The 15,118-nt window shown below is 41.6% G+C and carries 16 protein-coding genes and 1 pseudogene; 11 read left to right on the top strand and 6 right to left on the bottom strand.

What is annotated here, in order from left to right; all coding sequences use genetic code 11:
* The first annotated feature begins 332 nt into the window (after window positions 1-332).
* The 7 genes from DW965_RS10575 (at window position 333) to DW965_RS10550 (ending at window position 5,969) form a co-directional block, all read left to right on the top strand.
* Window positions 333-851: a hypothetical protein gene (locus tag DW965_RS10575; protein WP_119198374.1), complete on the top strand. Its 519-nt coding sequence runs from the start codon at window positions 333-335 to the stop codon at window positions 849-851.
* Complete coding sequence (locus DW965_RS10570; protein WP_147398785.1) at window positions 839-1,771, top strand: S1C family serine protease; 933 nt, start codon at window positions 839-841, stop codon at window positions 1,769-1,771. The genes DW965_RS10575 and DW965_RS10570 overlap by 13 nt, the downstream gene beginning before the upstream one ends.
* 210 nt (window positions 1,772-1,981) lie before the next feature.
* The gene (locus DW965_RS10565; RefSeq protein WP_118600857.1) at window positions 1,982-2,932 is read left to right on the top strand and encodes a 3'-5' exoribonuclease YhaM family protein; all 951 of its coding nucleotides are present in this window, start codon (window positions 1,982-1,984) and stop codon (window positions 2,930-2,932) included.
* The gene (gene rlmD / locus DW965_RS10560) at window positions 2,929-4,410 is read left to right on the top strand and encodes a 23S rRNA (uracil(1939)-C(5))-methyltransferase RlmD (protein WP_330421122.1); all 1,482 of its coding nucleotides are present in this window, start codon (window positions 2,929-2,931) and stop codon (window positions 4,408-4,410) included. The genes DW965_RS10565 and rlmD overlap by 4 nt, the downstream gene beginning before the upstream one ends.
* A gap of 50 nt (window positions 4,411-4,460) precedes the next feature.
* Window positions 4,461-4,670 carry an RNA methyltransferase gene (locus tag DW965_RS21310; RefSeq protein WP_330421120.1) on the top strand — a complete coding sequence of 70 codons (210 nt, stop codon included), beginning with the start codon at window positions 4,461-4,463 and terminating at the stop codon, window positions 4,668-4,670.
* Window positions 4,671-4,701: 31 nt separating this feature from the next.
* A complete protein-coding gene (locus DW965_RS10555; RefSeq protein WP_119198372.1) occupies window positions 4,702-5,073 on the top strand; it encodes a TnpV protein in 372 nt (123 codons plus the stop codon).
* Between the two features lie 83 nt (window positions 5,074-5,156).
* On the top strand, window positions 5,157-5,969 hold the full coding sequence (locus DW965_RS10550; protein ID WP_119198371.1) for an HNH endonuclease: 813 nt from the start codon (window positions 5,157-5,159) through the stop codon (window positions 5,967-5,969).
* 192 nt (window positions 5,970-6,161) lie between these two features.
* On the opposite strand, the gene mobQ is transcribed toward DW965_RS10550, so the two are convergent.
* From mobQ to DW965_RS10520, 6 genes and pseudogenes are all read right to left on the bottom strand, one after another.
* Window positions 6,162-7,871 carry a MobQ family relaxase gene (gene mobQ / locus DW965_RS10545; protein WP_119198370.1) on the bottom strand — a complete coding sequence of 570 codons (1,710 nt, stop codon included), beginning with the start codon at window positions 7,869-7,871 and terminating at the stop codon, window positions 6,162-6,164.
* Between the two features lie 137 nt (window positions 7,872-8,008).
* Window positions 8,009-8,230 carry a DUF3847 domain-containing protein gene (locus DW965_RS10540; protein ID WP_005362330.1) on the bottom strand — a complete coding sequence of 74 codons (222 nt, stop codon included), beginning with the start codon at window positions 8,228-8,230 and terminating at the stop codon, window positions 8,009-8,011.
* A 170-nt stretch (window positions 8,231-8,400) separates the two neighbouring features.
* Window positions 8,401-9,258, bottom strand: coding sequence for an ATP-binding protein (locus tag DW965_RS10535; RefSeq protein WP_119198369.1), 858 nt, complete (start codon window positions 9,256-9,258; stop codon window positions 8,401-8,403).
* Window positions 9,255-9,971: a replication initiator protein A gene (locus DW965_RS10530; protein WP_119198368.1), complete on the bottom strand. Its 717-nt coding sequence runs from the start codon at window positions 9,969-9,971 to the stop codon at window positions 9,255-9,257. The genes DW965_RS10535 and DW965_RS10530 overlap by 4 nt, the downstream gene beginning before the upstream one ends.
* A 24-nt stretch (window positions 9,972-9,995) precedes the next feature.
* Window positions 9,996-10,378, bottom strand: a pseudogene (locus tag DW965_RS10525) (adenylate cyclase).
* Between the two features lie 3 nt (window positions 10,379-10,381).
* Window positions 10,382-11,299 carry a ParM/StbA family protein gene (locus DW965_RS10520; RefSeq protein WP_119198366.1) on the bottom strand — a complete coding sequence of 306 codons (918 nt, stop codon included), beginning with the start codon at window positions 11,297-11,299 and terminating at the stop codon, window positions 10,382-10,384.
* 220 nt (window positions 11,300-11,519) lie between these two features.
* Between DW965_RS10520 and DW965_RS10515 the strand changes: the two genes are divergently transcribed.
* The 4 genes from DW965_RS10515 to DW965_RS19995 all read left to right on the top strand — a co-directional run bounded on the left by DW965_RS10515 (window position 11,520) and on the right by DW965_RS19995 (window position 14,960).
* Window positions 11,520-12,194 (top strand): response regulator transcription factor, encoded by a 675-nt coding sequence (locus DW965_RS10515; RefSeq protein WP_014080778.1) that lies wholly within the window; start codon window positions 11,520-11,522, stop codon window positions 12,192-12,194.
* Entirely contained in the window at window positions 12,182-13,360 is a 1,179-nt protein-coding gene (locus DW965_RS10510; RefSeq protein ID WP_119198365.1) for a sensor histidine kinase, read from the top strand. The genes DW965_RS10515 and DW965_RS10510 overlap by 13 nt, the downstream gene beginning before the upstream one ends.
* A gap of 116 nt (window positions 13,361-13,476) precedes the next feature.
* The gene (locus DW965_RS10505) at window positions 13,477-14,547 is read left to right on the top strand and encodes an ABC transporter permease subunit (protein WP_119198364.1); all 1,071 of its coding nucleotides are present in this window, start codon (window positions 13,477-13,479) and stop codon (window positions 14,545-14,547) included.
* The gene (locus DW965_RS19995; protein WP_243036605.1) at window positions 14,544-14,960 is read left to right on the top strand and encodes a hypothetical protein; all 417 of its coding nucleotides are present in this window, start codon (window positions 14,544-14,546) and stop codon (window positions 14,958-14,960) included. The genes DW965_RS10505 and DW965_RS19995 overlap by 4 nt, the downstream gene beginning before the upstream one ends.
* Window positions 14,961-15,118: the final 158 nt, after the last annotated feature.

Raw genomic sequence — 15,118 nt, 5'->3', positions numbered from 1 at the left:
CTGAATCACTTTCTTACGCAGCGAAACAGCAAGTGTTTCACTGCTGAGTGAACAGTAGCGATCTGATCATATATCTGCACGGGAAGTACAGACCGGAAGTGGAATGTGGGTCACAGGTTTTTCCACTCCCCCAATTATACCTTAAAAAAGAAAAGAAAGAAACCCCAAGAACGAGAAAATGCAGGATGTTGCGCAAATGAGAAAAAAATGTAACAGTCTTCATAAAATGTTCATATCTATCTGGTAAAGTTTTTTATATATGTGAAGATTGCGGAAGCGCATATGCGCAGAGCAGTTCGGTATGGAATACAGATGTATGGAGAAAGAAATGTATGGAAAATGACCCAAAACCTTACAAATTCATGAAAGAGAGCATCAAAAAGCAGCCGCCTGACTGGAAAAAGATCGTATTGCTGATTGCCGGATGGCTGGTTCTTGCAGCACTTGGCGGTCTGGTTGCGGCCGCGGTCTTTGCTGTGACAGAGCCAAAGATTGCCGGTGCAATTACAAAAGAGGAGCCGCCGGCCAAAGTGGATATTCCGGGCGACGAGGATCCGAACAGCGGACAGGAGATGGATGAGACGATGACAGCATCTTCGGAGAATGCGCCGGTGGACAGCAGTGGTTCCGGCTCGGAAATCAGCAGTTCCACAGCGGATGGCAGTGTTTTGGATGAAAGTGTCGCAGAAAGCACGATTTCCGAGAGCACGGATGGAAACGAAGCGGCAGAGGGAACGGAGACGGGGGAGGAGAGCAGTGAGGCTCCACAGTCGATGGTGAAACGGATGCGGAGGCAAAGGACAACAGTCTCAGAAATTATGAAGTGCTCTACCAGGATATGCTGGAAGTAACGGAAAAACCAAAACGAGCGCTGGTGACCGTCATCGGCATTACCAATCAGATGGACTATTTTAACCAGAACTATGAAAACCAGCAGCAGATTTCCGGACTGATCGTTGCAGACAACGGACAGGATCTTTTCATCCTGACGGAATACCGCATTGTGGAAAATGTGGAGCGGATTCAGGTTACGTTCTGGGATGAGACGATGGTAGATGCCACATACCAGCGCCATGATCCGAGCACCGGTTTTACGATTGTGAAGGTGGACAAGTCGAAGCTGGATGAGGAAACACGGGACGGCCTTGAAATTGCGCCGCTTGGCAGTTCGTATCTCGTAAGCCAGGGTGATCCGGTTGTGGCCGTCGGAAGCCCGGTTGGCTACAGTGATTCGATTGCGTACGGCGTGGTGACTTCGGTTACGAATAAGATCTCAGCGCTGGACAATGAGTACAATCTGCTGACAACTGACATCCTCGGCAGTACGGACGGCAGCGGTATTCTGGTAAATCTGGACGGCGAAATCGTCGGTATTATCGCGCAGAGCTACAGTGCCAAGGGAAACAACGTGGTGACGGGCATTGCAATTTCGCAGATCAAAAAGCTGATTGAAAATCTCTCCAACAATGTGAGCCGCGCTTATATCGGCATCCGCGGGCAGGATGTCACAGAAGAGCTTTCCGACAAAACAGGGATTCCAAAAGGCGTTCTGATCAGCAGCGTCACAGACGATTCGCCGGCGATGATGGCGGGCATGAAAGAGTATGATGTGATTGTAAAGCTCGGGGAACAGAAGGTGGAAACGATCAAACAGTACCATGAGCAGCTGGGAAAACACAGCGCAGGAGAAGTGGTTACCGTGACGGCGATGCGGAAAGGCGCCGAAGGATACGCGGAGATGACGTTTGATGTGACGCTTGGAGAAGTCTGAAAACAGAGGCTTTCGGAAGCCAAAAAGCCGGCCTTGACCGGCGTGGTTTCCGAAAGCTTTTTCTTTTCGGACGGTTTCCGAACCGCTGTGAAAAAATACGTGCATTCTGTATAAAAATCTGGTAGAATTGGTAAGGCATGTAAAGAAACAAGGAAAACAAAAACGGAACGCTGTGTCCGCATTTATTTTAGAAAAAGAGGATTTATTTTTATGAAGTATATTAACGAACTCCGGGAAGGAAACCGCATGTCCGGTGTCTATCTCTGCAAACATAAACAGTCAGCCGTTACGAAAAACGGAAAACAGTATGAAAACGTGATCTTACAGGACCGCACCGGTACGATCGATGCGAAAATCTGGGATCCGAATTCGATGGGAATCGACGAATTCGAAGCACTTGACTACGTCGACATCAGCGGCGATATCACCGTATTCAACGGCGCGCTTCAGGTTTCGATCAAGCGTGCAAGAAAGGCAGGAGAGGGCGAGTACAACCCGGCAGACTATCTGCCGACCAGCCGTTACGACATCGACACGATGTATCAGGAACTGCTTTCCTGGATTGGAACGGTGAAAAACCAGTATCTTTCCGCAATCCTGACGTACTATTTTATCCAGGACCAGGAGACGGTAAAACGGTTCCGCATGAGCTCTGCGGCAAAAAGTGTTCACCACGGCTTTGTCGGCGGACTGCTGGAGCATACGTTAAGTGTCACCCGTTTCTGTGATTTTATGGCGAAATCGTACGGGATCTTAAACCGTGATCTGCTGATTACGGCAGCGATTCTGCATGACATCGGAAAGACGAAAGAACTCTCTTTATTCCCGCAGAACGATTACACGGATGATGGACAGCTTCTCGGCCACATTATGATCGGTGCGGAGATGGTACACGATGCTGCACAGAAAATAGAAGGTTTTCCGATGGAGCTGGAAAATCAGTTAAAACACTGCATTCTGGCACACCACGGTGAGCTGGAATACGGTTCCCCGAAAAAGCCGGCAATGGTAGAAGCGGTAGCGCTGAACTTGGCTGATAATGCCGATGCCAAAATGGAGACTCTGACCGAGCTGTTTGATGCAGCGCCGGCAGGCAATGAGTGGATTGGCTACAACCGGTTCTTTGAGTCCAACATCCGCAGAACAGGAGACTTTTCATGAGCTATCAGAAAAATGATGTACTGACGGTGAAAATTGAAGATATGGGACACGACGGAGAGGGTATAGGCAAATGCGAGGGCTATACCCTCTTTGTCAAGGACACGGTTATCGGAGATCTTGCCGAAGTAAAAGTGATAAAAGCAAAGAAAAATTACGGCTACGCACGGCTGATGCGTCTGATCGAACCGTCCCCGCACCGCGTAGAGCCGATATGCCCTGTGGCCCGTCCATGCGGCGGCTGTCAGTTACAGATGCTTGATTATGCAGAGCAGCTCCGCTTTAAAGAAAAGAAAATTGCCCAGAACCTCCAGCGGATCGGTGGGATGACGGAAATTCCGATGGAGCCGATTGTGGGGATGGAGTCTCCGTTCCGGTATCGAAACAAAGCACAGTTCCCGATCGGACAGGATAAAAACGGGAAACTGATTACCGGATTTTATGCGGGAAGAACGCATCAGATCATGGAAAACCGGAACTGCTATCTTGGCGTAGAGCAGAACGAAGAGATTTTGAACCGCATTCTCGCGTGGATGGAAGAAAACAGCGTTTCGGCATACCAGGAGGAGACCGGCAAAGGTCTGGTGCGCCATGTGCTGATCCGGTTTGGATTTACAACGAAAGAAATCATGGTCTGTCTCGTTGTGAACGGAAAGAAACTGCCGGCAGAGAAAAAACTCATCCAATCACTGACGGAACTGGAAGGCATGACGAGCATTACACTCAGCGTAAACCGTGAGCGGACCAATGTTATCATGGGGAAAGAGATTCGCTGTCTGTGGGGACAGGAATTTATTACCGATTATATCGGAAAGGTAAAATACCAGATTTCTCCGCTTTCCTTCTATCAGGTAAATCCCGTGCAGACAGAAAAACTGTACAGCCTTGCGCTGGAATATGCTGGTCTTACCGGAGAAGAGACTGTCTGGGATCTGTACTGCGGTATCGGAACGATTTCACTTTTTCTGGCGCAGAAGGCGAAAAAAGTTTACGGCGTGGAGATCGTGCCGGAGGCCATCGCAGATGCGAAAAACAATGCGAAAATTAATGGAATCGAAAATGCAGAGTTTTTTGTCGGAAAATCCGAGGAAGTACTGCCGGAATATTACGAAAAATATGCCAAAGAACATCCAGGCGAACATGCGCATGCCGATGTGATTGTAGTCGATCCGCCGCGGAAAGGATGCGAGGAAAATCTGCTCCGCACCATGGCCGATATGCAGCCGGATCGGATTGTGTATGTCTCGTGCGATTCTGCGACACTGGCAAGGGATCTGAAGATTCTTCAGGAGCTGGGGTATGAGGTGAAAAAGGTAAGAGGCGTGGACCAGTTTCCGATGACTTGCCATGTAGAGACGGTTGTTCTTTTGTCCCAACATCGAGACAAGAAAACTTGTCTCGATGAACGCGGCAGTCGGCAAATCGAGATGCAAGCATCTCGGCTAGCTCGTTGCTCGCGCAAAAACCAGATGACACGATAGAGATCGACTTAGACTTAGATGAGCTGGATGCAACCAGTGCAGAGACGAAAGTGACCTATCAGGAAATCAAAGATTATGTGCTGAAAGAATTTGGCTTGAAGGTTTCAAATTTATATATTTCTCAAATCAAAAGGAAATGTGGAATCGAAGTAGGAGAGAACTATAATCTGCCAAAGACAGAAAATCCAAAAGTGCCACAGTGTCCGAAAGAGAAAGAAGATGCTATCAAGGCTGCCCTGAAATATTTTGCGATGATCTAAGGATATCGCTGATTTCAAGGAGGAATAACACATGAAAAGCACATTTGAAAAGATGGGTGGAACCTACACACGGGGAGCAGACGGAATTTACTATCCGAATCTTGTCAGTACAGATGAAGAACCGCATTATGGGAAATATGGAATGATTCGGAAAACGTATCTGAAAGAGCATCGTCCGGCAATGTATTCTCTGTATATGTTGGAAGACAGATTAACAGAACATTTGAATGCTGTGGACGATGAAGCACAGGAGAGGATGGGTATTCTGGTGCGTCAGATGATGGAGAAGCAAGGCGTTACGGAGGATTTAAAAGCTCGTGATCAGATGGTGTGGGTTGGAGTTGTAAATAACATCCGGAATGCAACAGAAGAGATTGTGTTAAAAGAATTAGTGTATATTTAAGGTAATGGAAAGCTCCTTCGGGAGCTTTTCGTTGATTATAGAAAATTTAAAGATGATAAAGTGTAAGGTGGAGGTAAAATTATATGAGAGATGATTTTTCACAAAGAACAAAGGATTTGTTAGCTAATAGAGTTGGATGGAAATGCAGTAATCCTAATTGTAGAAAAGCAACTCGTGGAGCAGGAACAGGAAAAGAGAATATCATAAATATTGGAGTTGCATCTCATATTACAGCAGCTTCTAAAGGCGGACCAAGGTATGATGAGAACATAACGTCTCAAGAGAGAGCATCAGCAGAAAATGGAATATGGTTATGCCAGTCGTGTTCAAAATTAATAGATTCAGATGTGAATAGATATACGATTGCTAAATTGAAAAAATGGAAGGAAATTTCAGAGCAAATGGCAGTTCTTGATTTGGAAGAAGCAACAGCAGAGGAGCAACATGAAGATAAAGAACTTATAAAGTTCTTTGTGCAATGTTTTGATCGTCCAGCATTTCAGGATAGAATATATCAAGAAGGAAGAATGGAAGATTTTGATAAGGCTATTGAGGATACTATTATCGCTTTAAATACGGGAGTCCTTAGAACCAGAGACGGAAGTATCTTAAAAAAAGCAGACGGAAAATCGTCTGTTGTAAATATAGAGTGGCGGGAGAAGCTTAATACTATTTGTGATATGTTGGTTGCACTAAGAAAACGATTAAAAATTGCAAAAGACACTGGAGCATATTCATTATATGGAGAAGATGATGTGATGTATTGTTTCTATGACAGAGATTTGGCAATATGGTTTGATTCAACAAGGGAAGAAATATTAAAGATATTATCTTCAATTTGTGAAGAAATAGGAATACATGGATTAGGTTTTCCTAGGAAACGGTACGAGTGGTAACTGATAATAATGGATAACTGTCATAAAGGGCTGTTGGCAGCAATAAAGAATGATGAGCAGTTTACATTCCTGTGTGAAAAATATAGAGATGAAATAAACATGTTAGAAAATTTAAATAATAATGTGTGAGTATTTAAAATCCCGGTGCCCTTATGGTACCGGGATTTTAGAGTAATGCATACATGAAGATGATTATAATTCCATATCATGTGACCTTTTCTTAGTTCGAGTAGGTTGATTTCTTCTAACTTCCTGTTTCCTCTGATATTCCAGTTCCCATGCACGATGGGAGAAGACATCAGGATCTTCCACATTGAGATAATCCACTTCATTGGTTGCAATATCACGACGGTGATAGTCATAATATTTACCGAACGTACCTTTGAGTTGCTCTATCAGCTTGTCCCGAAAATCAGGACGTATCTGGATTCTGGTATCCAACAATTCTGTGTATTGTTCCGGATCAGGACGAAATTTTTCTTCTCGGAAAGCAGCGGCGTCTTTTTTAAGCTGCTTTTTAAGGGAGATGTCCTGAGAATCCAGGATATCAAGATTGTTATTCATCTGGTCATATTTCTTGGATAGATTCGTCATATCTTTATCAGTGGAGCATTGTGCCTGGAAGATTAGTTGTTCTTTCCTTGATTTCAGTTCTTCAATTTCTTCCGTAACAGTGGTAAGCTGCTGATTCAATTTTATATGCTGGATGGGATTCAAAATACTGGTTTTCTCTTTTTCCACATTCAGCTCTTTCCGTTCTGTAACTTTAGCTTTGAGTTTCTTTTTAACGGTGTTGTATTTATTCAGTATTGGATTAAAATGATTCATCCAATCATGAATTACTTCTTTTTGCATCTCATTATGAAGTAAATGATATTGTGTAAAAATCATATGATTTCGGATAGTTTCCATTGTTTCTGCAATTACAGGAATAGAATTTTTGACAGCCTGAGCCAGTTTCTCTACCTGAGCTTTTAATTCCCGGAGCATTTTGTTATCTGCACGAATTTGACGATTGATTTCACAACGGTCAGCGATCATTCCTTTCTTTTCCATGTTTTGAGCAATATAGCCTTCATGGATGGTCGGCTGTTCGGTGATTCCCTGATCTGAAAAGCTGCGGTGATCAATGGATGCATTTATCTGATTGCGGGCAAGCATTTCATTTACAGTATCTGCCCAGTTTGCTCTCCAGATACAGAGTTGCTCATCACTGTTCCATTGTTCAGAAATGGGATTCTGCCTGCCATAGCGGCTGCTTTTTGGATGCTTGTCAATGCGGTCATAGCCTTTTTCCTGTGCGGCAGATGCGGTCATATAAATCTTCTTTTTTCCAACTTTATATCTGTATTGCTTTTCCCAGCCATCTTTTTGAGCAGCTTTGAATTCAGTAGCTGTAAATCCTTTTTCTTCTCCATTTTTTATGCAGAGATATTCTTTTTCTGTTTTATACTGCCATGTTCCGTTTTCATTCAGTGGACGGACGGTAAGCAGAATGTGTGCATGAGGATTGTGTCCATCTGTATCGTGAATAGCAAAGTCAGCACACATGCCCATATTTACAAAGTTCTTTTGAATAAAATTTTGAAGAAGAGAAATATTACTGTCCTTATCTAATTCAATGGGAAGTGCGACAACAAATTCCCTTGCCAGTCGACTGTCTTTTGTCTTTTCTGCAGCTTCCACAGCATTCCAGAGTTGTTCACGGTCTTTCCATTCTGGTGGAGCCATCGGTGGAAGCAATACTTCCTGATAAACCAGTCCATGCTTTCTTGTATAGTCATGCTGAATGCCATCATAGTCATTATACATCCGGCTGCAGCTCATATAAGCAGAAGCTGCGACAGCGGAACGTCCGGAACCACGGCTGACAACTTTAGCTTGCATATGATAAATTGCCATATCTGGCACCTCCTTTCGATGTTGCCTGCAACAGTGGATAAAGCCCTCGGCAGAGCGCACGAGCCCCGAAGGGGATACCACTGCCTGATTTATCAGGTGGTGAGTAAGTGCGCCCTTCGGGAGTAGAACTTGTGCGTTTACATTCCCCGTAGCCGGATCATCAGCTCCCGTTTCAGGGAATCTAAATCCATTTCTTTAATATGGGGAACAATACTTTCCAGAATGGCTCCTTCCTGGACTAATCGGTGTGTTCTGGCATCACGTTCTTTTTTGCGATTTCTTGCTTCGGCTTCTTCCTGGCGGTGTCTTGCCTGTAAAAGTGCTTTTTCTTCCGGTGTCATGATTCTTTTATCTGCCATATCTGGCACCTCCTTTTTATGCCCGTATCCGGGCAGTTTTGGTTTTAAAATCTTTTGGTTTGGTACTATGGTTTTAGATAACTGACAGTGGCATATTTCTGGTAATAAATGAGGGAAGAAAGTAGTACCACTGTCAGTGAAAAGTAATCATTGTGTTATACTTCTTCGAGTCAATTCTGGTTCGGAGCATGATTGTTCAACAGGATTTTTTTCGCCTGTTTTAAATTAGCTGTTGCATTGTCCTGACGAATATTCCGGTTATTGATACGGACAGGAATACATCTCTCCAGAATACGGTCATAAATTCGTTTGTGTGCGATATCAGCGGCGTTATTCAGCTCGGATAAAGTGAGATTGGTCGTTATGATCAGAGGCTTTTTACTGCGGTAACGACTGGCGATCACATTGAATACCTGTTCCAGTGCAAAGTCAGAGTTCCGCTCAATTCCGAGATCATCAATAATCAGAAGACTGTAGCGGTTTAAGCTGTTGATGAACTGGTTTCTGTTTTCAAAATGCATTCCGGTAAGGGTATTCAGAATCCGGGAAAAGTTGGTCATCAGTACAGGAACGCCTTTTTCCAGAAGGGCATTGGCAATGCAGCCTGCAAAAAAAGATTTTCCAGTACCGACATCACCCCAGATGAGAAGTCCGGAAGCGTTTGCTTTCATCTCTTCCCAGTTGCTTACATAATTGTGTGCCAGTTTTATTTCCGGATTGATGCCGTTATCCCTGGCAAAAGTGTAGTCATAGAGTGCTTTGTCCTGTAAGCCGCTGGTTTTAAGATGCTCTATTTCCATTTGTTTTTCATGAAGTTTTCTCTGGGCCTCTTCCTGCTCAAAGATTTCCTGCTGGCATTTACAGCGGATGGAAGGAATAAGAACCTTTCCCTGTAATTCATGCCGGCATTGTCTTGGCGTATTGCATTTGGAACAGTAGATCAGGTGGTCTGTTTCGTTAAAATATTCATCAGGCTGAAGTTCTCTGTTTGGTGTTATAGCATTTGCTTTTTCTGTAAATCTTGTCATAGTGTTTCGTATTCCTCACTTTCGTAATTCCTTTGCCGGGAAGCAGGATGATCCTGTCTTGCCCAACTGATGATGGTAGCTGCATGGTTCTGATATTGCTTTACGGTAGAAGCCATATAACCGGATAAGCGTTCAATATAATCCTGCCAGTCAGGGATTGTCTGCCGGATATCTTCAAGCTCTTTTTCTGACAGAAAAACATTTTGAAATTTTCCATAGGGTGAGAGTGGATCCTTACTCCCTCTTTTTTTTAAATTGTTCTTTTTTATCTCTTTCTTATTACCAGACAGTTTTCTGTCTGTATCAGGGAAAGAATCCTGTCTGTCAATAGGACAGTTTTCTGTCTGTCTTAGGGAAAGAAATCTGTCTGTATAGTGGATGGTTTCTTTTGGGAGTTTTACATAAATCCGATTAGGCTGTCCGGGTCCCTGCCGTTTTCGGAAGATAAGCTCCTGTTTTTCCAGTACTGCCAGAGCAGTTTTAACAGTCATCTGGCTTTTATGGAGAACTTCTGCCAGTGCTTCAATCGTAAAGTAAATGAACACATGACCATCTGTATCTGACCAGCCCTCATTTTTCTGGGAAAGCCTTGCCCGGTCGAGCAGGATAATATAAAGCATTTTGGCAGTTTCGTTTATTTCCATGTCCAGAAGGAAACGGGGAAACATCATATAAGATGGCAGGTTGGTGTCTGCTGTCAGAAAGTCAGTCATGTGTTCACCTCCAATCAAAAGGGTTTATTCTCCAAGAAAATCCCAGTCTACATCACTATCTGGCTGTGAATTTTCAGGTGCTGGAAAGGACGCCTGATTTGGGGCTCCCTTTGCGCCATGCCTGCAGTCAGTCCAGAAAGAAAAAGTGGCAATGCCTGTTTCAGACTGTTTGCCACTGCATCTACAATCTGTTTTACAAAAAGTTCTTCTCGTTCTCTTGTTTCCAGATAAGGATCAGCCTGTGTGCGATAGTAGCGGTCAAAATAATCTACCAACGCAAGAGAGATTACCTGACTGTAAGATTTAAAATCCTGCCTGTCCATCGTCTGTAAATATTCCCAGGCTCTCCGTTGCTGTTCTTTGTCCAGATTAAAACGCAGGTTTGTGTTGCGGATATTGTTCTGCATGATTTATCCCCTCCTTTTCAGGCTCATATAAGCCAGAGATTCATAACCTTTGGCGGTGGCACAGATGTCATCAATGATAGTGACTCGTGATTTGTCATAAGTTCCGAAGTTACGGATCAGACATCCACCGCCGCCAACTACATACAGGCGCATTAGGTCAGGATTGTATTCATATTTGCGGAGTGTGGAAAAAAGTTCTGCCACATACTGTCTGGCAATAGAACTGATACAATCCAGATATGGTGCTGAAATGTCAGCTGTTCCAAACCGCAGAATCTGTTCTACTGTGGATTCTTCAATCTTCACTCCAAACTTGTCCAGAACAGCGTTCTTTGCAGCAATCATGCATTGGTTTACACCAAGTTTTTCTGTCCAGCATCGGCTTTCCTGAGCTTTCTTATTGTTGACATACAGAATGTTCATGGTTCCGTTTCCGATATCTGCAAGGAGATTGGTTCCCTTGAAATTTCCTAGTTGGTTTATGATAGCCGGATATCCCTGTGGGTAAAGGCTACATCCCACAAAGTGGAGATGATATTCTTTGCCGTTGAAACGATAATGGACTTCTGGATTCTGGAGCAGATAGGAACGAAAAGCTTCTCTTTGATTTCTGATCCATGTCAGAGGAAGTCCGGCAGCCAGATGAACATCTGCTTCACGGATGGAAAAGACATTCAGTTCCCTTGCAATAGCCATTAGCGTCAGAAGATAATATTCTTCGTCCATAGCTTTATCCGGGATAAATTCTTTGTGTCCTTCGCCAATCCGGTAGTAAATGCCGTTATATTCCAGAATATTTCCGGTGAAGAGTGGTTCTGTTTCATAGGCTTTGATTCCGGTTGGTGTGACTGTGTTTGCTGTTTTCATGTTGCCGTAGCCATGATCTACAGCGATGATTTTTGTGTTTCTGAGTTCTCGCATAAAAAATACCTCCGTTTTCGTATTGATTGATTCAGCAGGTCATACCGGTGTGGTACTGCTTTGCTGTGAGATAAGCATACGAAAATCGGAGGTAAAAGACATTGAGTGGAAATTGAGCTGGAATTGAGAAAAAAGATATATTGTGCGTACGTTCTTCATGTACTCTTGTTGTGATTTCATTGTTTTTTATCGTATAATATGGATACTGGAGGTGGTTTGGATGAAATACAAGATTTTAGTTGTCGATGATGATAAAGAATTGGTGAAAATGCTTTGTAGTTATTTTAATATGAAACAATATGAAACCATTACGGCTACAGATGGAATGGAAGCATTAAATAAAATAAAAATGAAACCGGATATTATTTTGTTGGATATCAATATGCCACGCATGGATGGGATTGAAGTATGTCGTCTGATACGCAGTAAAGTGTTATGTCCAATTTTATTTCTAACAGCAAGAGTTGACGAAGATGATAAAATTAATGGGTTGCTTTCAGGTGGGGATGATTATATTACGAAACCATTTAGTCTTCGGGAGTTGGAAGCGAGGATTGTTACAAACATAAAGAGAGAAGAAAGGCATCAACAAAAAACGGAATACCGTTTCATGGATGAAATGCTGATTGATTATTCTGAAAAAATAGTAGCTATAGCTGGACACAGGATGGAGTTCACAAAAATTGAGTATCAGATTATTGAATTCTTATCCATGCATCCAGGGCAGGTGTTTGATAAAGAACGTATATATGCACAAGTCTGTGGATATGATGCGGAAGGGGACAGTAGAACGATAACGGAATTAGTACGGCGTATAAGGAAAAAAATAGCGGATTATTCAGAAAAAGAATACATAGAAACTGTATGGGGGATTGGATACCGATGGAAAAAATAAGAAACTTGTCACTGAAAAAAACAATTCTGCTTTATTTTGTGATCAGCTTAACGGCAGCATTTCTGTTATCTGGATTTACAGTTCATTTTGCAAGAAATATGCAGAATAAAATATGGGAAAAATATATTGATTATGCAGATTATACGGACATGTTTCAGCAATATGGAAAGAAATACGAGATTGAGATATCAAGACCTAATCAATCACAGATGAATCGTTTGGACCATCATCTTTCGGAAATGTGTGACTTTATGGAAACATATTCGGTACTGATTTTTTCGATTGTTGGGAGTGTTGTTGCGGTATTCTTTTTTTATAAAAATAAGTTAAAGACACCTCTACAGGAACTAAAAGATGCCTCACAAATGATTGCAGATAATGAACTGGATTTTCATGTGTCCTATGAAAATAAAGATGAGATGGGAACTTTGTGTAAAGAATTTGAAATGATGCGAAGTGATTTATCAGATAACAACAGAAAGATGTGGCGAATGATTGATGACGAGAAGGCTTTGCGGAATGCAATTGCACATGATATACGTTCTCCACTTTCCATATTGCGTGGGTATCAGGAAATGCTCTTAGAGTTTGTTTCTGCTGAGAGTATAAAAACAGAGGATGTTATTGATATCTTACAAACAGGCATGTATCAGATTGACCGTATAGAGCATTTCACGGAAAACATGAGAAAAATGTCCCATTTAGAACAGAGGGAACTGCAATGCTCAGAGATAGAATTATCGGAACTGGCAAAAAAGATTGAGGCAGAAGCTGCCATGCTGTCCAAGAAGGAAAGTAAATTATGTAAGGTAGAAAGAGTGCAGGAACAAAACATTGTGAAAGTGGATGAGGAACTTGTCATGGAAGTGACAGACAACTTACTGGAAAATGCGGTTCGATATGCACAAAAAAGTATTGCTTTGCAGATAAAGAAAAAGGATGGTTTTCTTATAATTTCTGTTGAAGATGATGGAATAGGATTTGTGGATACTGAGGAAAAAGTAACAGAACCATTTTATCATAAGAATCCACAAGATGATTTAAAGCATTTTGGCCTTGGTATGTATATTTCTCGTATTTTCTGTGAAAAGCATGGAGGAAATTTGAAAATATATAATGCCAGACAAGGCGGTGCTCATGTAGAAGCTCTTTTCAAAGCTGAATAAAAATACTTTATAAGGCTGAAATCACAAATAAAGTGGTTTTAGTCTTTTTTGTTGTGAATTTATTGAGAATTGATTTGTATGATGTTGTTAAAGAAATAAAGAAAGGAAGAGATACAATGAAAACAATCATAAAAAGAAGTATACTTGATTATTTAAAGAACCCTGTTTTGTGGATTGGCTTGATTATTATAGTTGCCAGTATGTATCAATGTCTGTCACCGTATTTGCAAATTCATTATATCAAACAGAATGAACAGGTCACACAAAATGATGTAGAATTGGAAGATGCCGATGTCATGGATGGGTACATTCCCACATCTGATGATAAAGAAAGAAGAAGGGAGTGGGAAGATACGATCAAAGAGACGTTAATGGACACCTCCCAAAATGGTTTTGGATTTAGCAGGCAGGAAGCGGATCATGTAATGAAAGAAATTCAGAATATGGATGTAAAGACTGCTTCTGAGTTTTTGGAATCCCAATATGGCTATTATAATGCAATATATGCTTATGAGGACCTTGAAATTCATAAGGGGACAGCAGAAGAAATCAATCATTATATCGAGCGGAAATTATCCGAACATTCTTTTTCCTGGTACTTTGCCAAAAAATTTACGGATTTTGCAGGATTGCATATGGCCTTTTTTGCAACAGTCTTGCTATCATTTTTATTTATTCAGGATACACGAAAAAGTACCTATGAATTGTTACATACAAAGCCTGTTACGGCAGTCCAATATATATGTGGGAAAGTAATAAGCGGATTCATTAGTATGCTGGGAGTATTAGTGATTTTGAATGTTATATTCTTTATGCTGTGTTTGAAAACGTCTTTAGAATCGGGCTTTCCAGTAACACCAATTGATTTTTGCGTGAATTCTCTGATCTATATTATTCCGAATCTTTTGATGATATGTTGTGTCTATACAATTACAGCAGTAATATTTAAAAATCCGCTTCCGGCAGCACCAATCTTGTTTTTACACATTATATATTCAAATATGCTGACCATGAAGAATGATATTTATTATATGAGACCGTTCTCTATTATGGTGCGATTCCCTGGCAGATTTTTTGAAACACATGTAGCCAAAATGTCAAACATAAATCAGATTATTCTTGTAATTTCATCAGTTATATTAGTATGTATTTCTGTTACAATCTGGAAAAGGAGGAGGGTTCATTGAAAACGGAACTAAAAAACTGCCTGTCGTTATATAAGATTTTTTATTCATGTGCATTTATACTGATATTGTGTGCTATTCATCCGATTATATACTATGAAGAAATCGGTTCAGCGATTCAGTCGCCAATAGCATTTTTAACAATTATTTTTTGTAGTGACACATATTTGATGGAAGTAAAAAGTAAGCGTGCCGATGTATTTCATTTGTATGATCAAAAAAAGCAGTTAAAAGTAATATCGCAGAGAGTGGGCGTTCAAATATTATATTTATTAATACTTTCCTGTGTTGGATATGTTTTGTTTTTCTGGCAAAAACCGGGCAGTGTAAACGAAGGCATTTCGGGTATTCAGATATTTCTTTTATATTCATTGCAATGTTTGGAACTATCTGGCTTTGGAGTATATGCTCTGTGATTTTGTGTACATTGCTTCGAAATATGTGGGCAGGTATTGGATGTTTATTTGGAATTGTCATTGGACTTATATCAAAAGCGGGAAGTTCATTTTTCGGAAATCTGGGATTGTTTTCTTTCAGCTTTTGTGAACCTACTCAATTAATGTCCGAGAGTTGG

It is taken from the genome of Blautia sp. AM47-4 (genome assembly GCF_003479865.1).
In the GTDB taxonomy this organism is placed as follows: domain Bacteria; phylum Bacillota; class Clostridia; order Lachnospirales; family Lachnospiraceae; genus Fusicatenibacter; species Fusicatenibacter saccharivorans.
The sequence above is the reverse complement of the archived record's forward strand: the minus strand, read 5'-3'. Positions and strand labels throughout refer to the sequence as shown.